Source organism: Alcanivorax sp. HI0083, assembly GCF_001635175.1.
The window spans coordinates 1-1,021 of sequence record NZ_LWFX01000217.1 but is presented as its reverse complement, the minus strand read 5'-3'; the positions used below and the strand labels follow the sequence as shown (position 1 = coordinate 1,021).

2 protein-coding genes are annotated in these 1,021 nt (G+C 57.7%); one reads left to right on the top strand and one right to left on the bottom strand.

The window, feature by feature from the left end:
- Positions 1-611: aminotransferase class I/II-fold pyridoxal phosphate-dependent enzyme (locus tag A3754_RS02310; protein ID WP_156496700.1), on the bottom strand; the 611-nt coding region annotated here is incomplete at its 3' end.
- Between the two features lie 107 nt (positions 612-718).
- Between A3754_RS02310 and A3754_RS02305 the strand changes: the two genes are divergently transcribed.
- The coding region (locus A3754_RS02305; protein ID WP_197468388.1) for a DNA-3-methyladenine glycosylase I at positions 719-1,021 on the top strand (303 nt) is incomplete at its 3' end.

The window sequence follows — 1,021 nt, the reverse complement described above, 5'->3', positions numbered from 1 at the left end:
TTCTCGCGGGCGATCTGCAACAGCTCGCGCAACATGGCCGGCTCGTAGTTGGCACCGGTGGGGTTGTTCGGGTTGATGATCACCAATGCCTTGGTGTTCTTGTTCACCTTGGCGCGAATGTCTTCCAGAGACGGCTGCCAGTCCTGCTGTTCATCGCACAGGTAATGCACCGGGGTGCCACCGGATAACCGCACGGAGGCCGTCCACAGCGGGTAGTCAGGCGCGGGCAGCAGCACCTCATCGCCGCTGTTGAGCAGTGCTTGCATGGCCATGACAATCAGCTCGGATACCCCGTTGCCGATGATTACGTCATCCACGGTGACGCCTTCAATGCCCTTGGTCTGGGTGTATTGCATCACCGCCTTGCGGGCCGGGAACAGGCCCTTGGAATGGCAATACCCGGTAGATTCCGGCAGATTGGCGATCACGTCCTGGAGCAGTTCTTCGGGGGCTTCGAAACCGAACGGCGCCGGGTTGCCGATATTCAGCTTGATCACCCGGTGGCCTTCGTCTTCCAGCCGGTGCGCTTCACGCAGCACAGGGCCGCGAATGTCGTAACATACGCCTTTGAGTTTGTCGGATTTGCTGACGTGGTATTGATCGCTTGTCATGAAGTTCCCGCAGGTCGACTCGTAGAGGGCAGGGAAGTGATTCTACAATGCGTCCTTTTCACTGTATATCTGGCGCCTGCATTGAAAGGCGCAAACCGGAGTAGAGCGTGACCCCATTCAAGGATTTACTGGCCCTGGCGGTGAACCGCAAAGGCTCGCTGAAAGCGGTGCAGTCACAGCTGCCTGACGTCGCTGATGCACAAACACTGCGTGGCCGTGATGATGCGTTTTATATGTCAGCGTTAACCCGCCGTATTTTTCGTGCCGGCTTGAAACATTCCCTGGTGGACAACAAGTGGCCGGCATTCGAGGAAGCCTTTTTCGGTTTCGACCCGGAGAAGCTGGTGCTGATGCCGGATTCCATGCTCGACGAGCGCATGCAAGACACCCGTTTGATTCGCCATTGGGGC